Genomic DNA, 6,000 nt, shown 5'->3' on the forward strand with positions numbered 1-6,000 from the left:
TCGGCCTGATTGATCGGCCTGATTGATCGGCCTGGGACCCCTGACAAGCTACCTGAGGTGGTCGACGGCGTTGTACGTGAGCAATCCGTCACCGTCGAACCGGGTGACGGAGGCGTTGAGGACCGGGCCCGCGGCCATGACGGCGGTGACCTCCTCGACGGTGAGCGGCTCCAGCAGGTGGCGCAGGACGAGGACGACCGCGTCGTGCGCGACGATCCAGACCCGCCGGCCGGGGTGGTCGCGCTCCAGGTCGTCGAGGGCCGCCCGCACGCGGGCCGCGATGTCGTGGAACGACTCCCCGCCGGGCGGCCGGTAGCCGAACTCGCCGGTCGCCGCGCGGCGGGCCGCCTCCGCCGGGAACCGGGCGCGGACCGCGGCGCCGGTGAGCAGCTCGAGCTCGCCCATCCGCCGGTCGACGAGCCGGTCGTCGAGCGTGGCGTCCGGCAGCAGGGCACCGTGCGCGGCGGCCTCCGTCCGCGCCAGCCGCCACGTCTGCACCGCGCGCACGAACGGCGAGCACACGACCACCTCCGGCCACCGGTCGGGCGGCTGCGCGGCCAGCCACCGCCCGAGCGCCGCCGCCTGCGCCCGCCCGAGCCCCGTCAGCGCGACGGCGGCGTCCGGCCCGGTGACACCGCTGTCCAGGCGCCGCTGCGCCTCCGCCACCGCGAACGCCGCGTTCGCCGTGCTCTGCCCGTGCCGCACGGCCGCCAGCTCACCGAGAACCGTCCCCATCGATCGATGGTCGCACCCTCAGCGCTCGTGTCGCTCCAGGAGCTCGATGAGGTGGGCGGCGTTGCGCTGCGAGTTGTCGGCACAGCAGTTGTTGAAGAGGACATGGGTCTCGCCGGTACGGCCGGCGAGGGCGCGCAGGTGCGTGGCCCACGCCGACAGCTCGGCGTCCGTGTAGAAGTGGGCGAACTTCTCGTCGATGTCGCCGCTGGTCCAGTTGGGGCTGTGGCCGTGGAAGCGGACGACGGCGAGGTCCGAGGTGGCCTCGACGACCGGCGGGACGGACGAGCGGTGCCCCTGCGGCATGTCGACGACGACGTAGGGCAGGTCGTGCTCGCGCAGGAACCGCAGCGTCTCCTCCCGCTCGTCGCCGGCGAACCAGGACGCGTGCCGGAACTCCACGGCGACGCGCAGCGGGCGGCACCGGGCGGCGGCGTCGAGGATCGTGCGGCGGCTCGCGGCGCGGGCCGTGAACCACGGCGGGAACTGGAAGAGCACGGCGCCGAGCTTCCCGCTGCGGGCGAGGGGGTCGAGCGCGGTGAGGAACCGGGTCCAGATCTCCTCGTAGGTGCCGGGCGGCAGGTCGTCCGGGTACACGCGCGGCCGGTCGGCGGCGGGGCGCAGGTCCTTCGGCAGCGCGGCGACCCGGGTCGGGTGGCCGGTCAGGAGGCCGAACGCCTTGACGTTGAAGGTGAACCCGGCGGGCGTGCGCCCGGCCCAGAGGGCGGCGGTGCGCTCGGCGGGCAGCGCGTAGTAGGTCGCGTCGACCTCCACGATCGGGAACCGGGTGGCGTAGTGGGCGAGGCGGCGCTCCGGGGTGTTGGCGCCGGGCGGGTACCAGCCCGACGCGAGCAGCGACCGGTGCGTCCACGAGGCGGTGCCGACCTTGATCTCACCCATGCCGGCACAGCGTCCCCCGCCGGCGCCGGTGCTAAACCCGGCGTCGCAGGTATCGATCGGCATCACGGGCCGTGAGCCCGGTGGGTGGAGCGGACCGCAAGCCTCCCGCTCACGTTGCCCCGACGCGGGCGCGGAGGCAGAATCCGGCGGTGACCTTCGCACGACCGCCACGGGGCAGGCGCACGATCATCGCCGGTGCGGCCGCCGTCGCGGCCCTCGTCGCGGGACTGGTGATCGCCGGACGGGACGGCGGCGGCACCGGGCCGGCCGCGGCACCGGCGACCCCGGGCCCGGTGACCTCGGGTCCGGCGGCGGCAGCCAGTACACCGGCGGCGAACGCGGACGCGAGCTCCCCCGCGCCGGGCGTGGGCGTCGCCACCACGGCCCCCGTGCGGAGCGTGCCGCCCACCACGGCGGCGGCGACGGTCGCGATGCCCGACCTGGTCGGCAAGAACGCGGCGGCCGCCCGGATCGAGCTGGAGCGGCTGGGCTTCGGCGACGTGCGGTTCGGCTCGCAGGACGCCGGCGAGCCGAGCGTCGTGCTGCCGCAGAACTGGACGGTGACCCGCCAGTCGGCCGCCGCCGGCGCGCGCGTGCCCACGACGACGGCGATCGTGCTGACCTGCACCCGCCGGGTCTGACCTGGCCCGCGCCGTCAGGTGGTCTCGGTGACCTTCGGCGTGATCAGGTGGGCGTAGCGGCGGGTGGCCACGAGCAGGAACCTGCCGTCGCCCTGCCGCGAGAACTGGCTGCTGACCAGATCGACCACCGCGGCCTGCTGGGGCAGCGTCTCGACGTACCTGCCGACCGCGGCCCACATCTGCTTCTCGGTCGCTCCCTTGTGGAACAGGTACTTCTCGAAGTAGGTGATGTCGTGGGTCCTCGTGGCCTTGAGGTGCCGGCCCAGCGACCGGCAGACGGCGGTGTTGTCGCCCGCGAGCTCTGCCTGCGTGGCCCTCTCGGGCATCGGCCGCGCGCTGAGCAGCGGCTGGAGCGTGGCGGCGTAGGCCGCCAGTGAGCCGCGGAGGGCGGCCGCGTAGTCCCCGCCCTTCGCGGCGTTCTTCCTGTCGGCCAGGAACTGGTCGGCGATCTCGTCGATGCGGCCCAGCCGGTTGCGCATGGCCAGCTCGAACTGGCGATCCAGCTCGGCCGTGGTGATGGTGGGCAGCGACGACAGCGGCCCGCCGGGGAACACCCGGACGGTCAGCGCCTGGTCCTTGGGCGCGCCGCCGCCACCGCCGACGCCCGTGTACGGGTCGCCGTCGATGATCATCCAGCTGACGGCGCCGACCTCGCCCAGGTCCGGGCGCAGCGCCGGCTCGGCCCGCTTGAGGTTGCCCACGATCTGGCCCAGCACCTCGCTGGTGACCGCCATCTTCCCCGCGACCGACGCGTGCCGGTCGGCCCCGTCCTTGTCCGTCTGGGCGAGCGCGCCACGGTCGTGGGCTCCCAGGTACTGGGTGACCCGCGGGTCGCCGAGCAGCGCGCGGGGATCCTTGCCGGACAGGCCGGTGCCGGACTCGCCCCGCAGCGCCTGCTGGTGGACGAGGGCGGCGTCGACCTCGGTGAGCTGGCCGGGCGTGAGCCCGACGGCTGCGCTGGTCAGCACGCGGACCTTGTACTTCGCCCCGCCGTCGAGGACCACGTGCACCTCGCCGGTGCCGATCCGCTTGTTCAGCCTGCCCGTGTGCGTGGCGTCGGCGTACAGGTCGACGAGGTTGCCCGGGGCCAGCCGGTATTCGGGTTGCATCGCTGCTCCTTCGCGCTCGGTGGGTTCGCGGCGATGGAGACGTGCCGGGTGACGGGTCCGATACCGGATGTCGCGATCCTGACAGCGCCGCGTGTCGGCGGGATCACCCTGAGCCAATGACGACTGCCGATGTTGACCCGGTGACACTGATGGTCGTAGTTTTCATCGACATCCATGGTCGATGAGAACAATTTCCGTCGGCCGGAACGTTCAGGAGGCACCGCCATGCCATCGAAACGTGCCCTGCGCCGCCCGCTGCTCGCGGGCGCCGTGCTGGCCCTCGCGAGCGCGCTCGGCGCCGTCGCGGTCACCGCGGCCACCGTCGGCTCGGCCGACGCGGCCCCGAACAGCTGCGGCTTCGTGTTCGACGACTTCAACTACAGCTCGTCCGCCGACGGGAACTTCACCGGTCACGGGTGGACCGCCAGGGGCAACGCCGGCGGTCCCGGCGTCCCGGGCGCCACGTGGTCGCCCGGCAACATCACGTTCCCGACGTCCGGCGGGCAGAAGGTCATGCAGCTGACCGCGTCGACGGACGGCACCGGCGCCGGGACGCGGCACGCCGAGGTGCTCTCCAGCCAGAAGCGGTACTTCGAGGGCACCTACGCCAGCCGGATCCGCTTCGCCGACGCGCCGGCGAGCGGCAACGACGGCGACCACATCAACGAGACGTTCTTCGCGATCAGCCCGCTCAACGGCGACCTCGACCCGACCTACAGCGAGCTCGACTTCTCCGAGTACCTGCCGAACGGCGGCTGGGGCGAGGCCGGGCCGATCAACTACCAGACGAGCTGGTACACGTACCGCAACGAGCCGTGGCTCGCCGACAACACGCACTCCGAGCAGCGGCGCAGCATCGACGGCTGGCACGACCTGGTGGTCCAGGTGTCCGGCGGGCACGTCAAGTACCACATCGACGGCGTCCTCGTCGGCGACCACTCCGGCAAGTTCTACCCGCGGCAGACGATGACCGTGAACTGGAACCTGTGGTTCATCGACCTCGCCACCCACACCGGCGGCACCTCGACCTACGTGCAGCAGGTCGACTGGTTCCTCTTCGCCCGCAACCAGGTCCTGTCGCCCGCCGCGGCGACCGCCCAGGTCAACACCTACCGGGCGGCCGGCAGCACCTTCACCGACACGTTCGACACGGCCCCGGCGTGCGGCGGCCAGTCCGGTACATCGGCGATCATCGGCAACGGCAGCAACCGCTGCATCGACATCCCCAACGCCAACGCCGTCGACGGCAACCGCCTGCAGATCTGGGACTGCAACGGCACCGCCGCCCAGCAGTGGACCTTCAACGCCGACGGCTCGGTCCGCGCGATGGGCAAGTGCATGGACGTCTCCGGCGGCGGCACCGCCGACGGCACGGTCGTGCAACTGTGGACGTGCAACGGCACCGGCGCCCAGAAGTTCACGCTGACCGCCGCCGGTGACCTCGTCAACACCCAGGCCAACAAGTGCGTCGACGTGCAGAATGTGGCCACCGCCAACGGCTCCAAGCTGCACATCTGGACCTGCAACGGCGCCAGCAACCAGAAGTGGCACCGGTAGCACCAGTCGCTCGACTTCGCCGGGGCGGCCGCCGTACGACAAGGCCGCCCCGGCGTCCTCAGCCCGGCGTCACAGGCCGGGCAGCATGGCGATCGCCGGCGTGCGGGCCTTCGCGACGCCGGCGCCCTCGTCGAGCAGGCGGTGCGCGTTGCGGGTGGTGAGTGCGCGCCAGGCGGGGTCGACGGTGCGGGCCTGGGCCAGGGCGCCGGCGGCCGGGGTCCAGCAGTAGTCGCTGCCGTACAGGACCCGTTCGTCGCCGAACGCGCGGGTCAGCGCCGGCGCGGCGTGCGGGAACGGGGTGCCGGCGATGTCGTACCAGAGGCCGGCGAGCTGCTCGCCGACGGCCGGGCCCGGCACCGGCTCCGGCAGCAGGCCACGGAACAGCTCGAGACGTTCGGCGAGCACCGGCAGCGCGCCGCCGCTGTGCGAGAAGACCCAGCGGATGTCGGGGTGCCGGTGCACGGTCCCGCTCAGCACGAGGTCGGCGGCCGCCCGGGCCGAGTCGAAGATGAACTCCAGCATCGGCCGGGGGCGGCCGCCCGCGACCCGCTCCCAGTTCGGCGGCGACACCGGGTGCACGAACACGATCGCGCGGCGGCGGTCCAGCTCCGCGTACAGCTCGGTGTAGCGCGGGTCGCCGAGGTACACGCCGTGCGCGTTGCTCAGCACGGCCACGCCGGCGGCGCCGAGCTCGTCGAGGGCGTACGCCGCCTCGGCGAGCGCACCCCCGGCGTCGGGCATCGGCAGCGCGGCGAAGTGGCCGAAGCGGTCCGGGAACCGCTCGACGACCCCGGCGGAGAACCGGTTCAGCGACCGGGCGAGGGCACGGGCGGCCGCGTCGTCGCCGAAGTGGGTGCCGGGCGAGGAGACCGACAGCACCGCGCGGGCGATGCCGGCCTCGTCCATCATCGCGAGGTGCTCCGGCACGCTCCACGTGGCCCAGCGGGGCATGCCCTCGGGGTGGACATGGCCCGCGCGGGTGGCCGCCGCCACGTACCCGGGCGTGACGAAGTGCGAGTGCACGTCGACGAGCTGGTGCTCCTGATCGTTCATGCCGTCAC

At 73.2% G+C, this 6,000-nt stretch carries 6 protein-coding genes; 2 read left to right on the plus strand and 4 right to left on the minus strand.

Features of this window, described 5'->3' with window-relative positions; all coding sequences use genetic code 11:
• Positions 1 to 48: 48 nt before the first annotated feature.
• Together ACFY3L_RS21780 and ACFY3L_RS21785 are read right to left on the minus strand one after the other, a co-directional pair.
• A complete protein-coding gene (locus ACFY3L_RS21780; RefSeq protein ID WP_389326720.1) occupies positions 49 to 735 on the minus strand; it encodes a histidine phosphatase family protein in 687 nt (228 codons plus the stop codon).
• 18 nt (positions 736 to 753) lie between these two features.
• On the minus strand, positions 754 to 1,632 hold the full coding sequence (locus tag ACFY3L_RS21785) for a DUF72 domain-containing protein (RefSeq protein ID WP_389326723.1): 879 nt from the start codon (positions 1,630 to 1,632) through the stop codon (positions 754 to 756).
• A gap of 149 nt (positions 1,633 to 1,781) precedes the next feature.
• Here ACFY3L_RS21785 and ACFY3L_RS21790 point away from each other — a divergent pair, with 149 nt between their 5' ends.
• On the plus strand, positions 1,782 to 2,273 hold the full coding sequence (locus ACFY3L_RS21790) for a PASTA domain-containing protein (protein WP_389326726.1): 492 nt from the start codon (positions 1,782 to 1,784) through the stop codon (positions 2,271 to 2,273).
• 14 nt (positions 2,274 to 2,287) lie between these two features.
• Here the strand turns inward: ACFY3L_RS21790 and ACFY3L_RS21795 are convergent, their stop codons facing one another.
• Complete coding sequence (locus tag ACFY3L_RS21795) at positions 2,288 to 3,382, minus strand: hypothetical protein (RefSeq protein WP_389326729.1); 1,095 nt, start codon at positions 3,380 to 3,382, stop codon at positions 2,288 to 2,290.
• Positions 3,383 to 3,607: 225 nt separating this feature from the next.
• Between ACFY3L_RS21795 and ACFY3L_RS21800 the strand changes: the two genes are divergently transcribed.
• Entirely contained in the window at positions 3,608 to 4,939 is a 1,332-nt protein-coding gene (locus tag ACFY3L_RS21800) for a ricin-type beta-trefoil lectin domain protein (protein WP_389326731.1), read from the plus strand.
• A gap of 69 nt (positions 4,940 to 5,008) precedes the next feature.
• Here the strand turns inward: ACFY3L_RS21800 and ACFY3L_RS21805 are convergent.
• The coding region (locus ACFY3L_RS21805; protein ID WP_389326734.1) for an amidohydrolase family protein at positions 5,009 to 6,000 on the minus strand (992 nt) is incomplete at its 5' end.

Source organism: Dactylosporangium sp. NPDC000521 (assembly GCF_042898305.1).
GTDB lineage: Bacteria > Actinomycetota > Actinomycetes > Mycobacteriales > Micromonosporaceae > Dactylosporangium.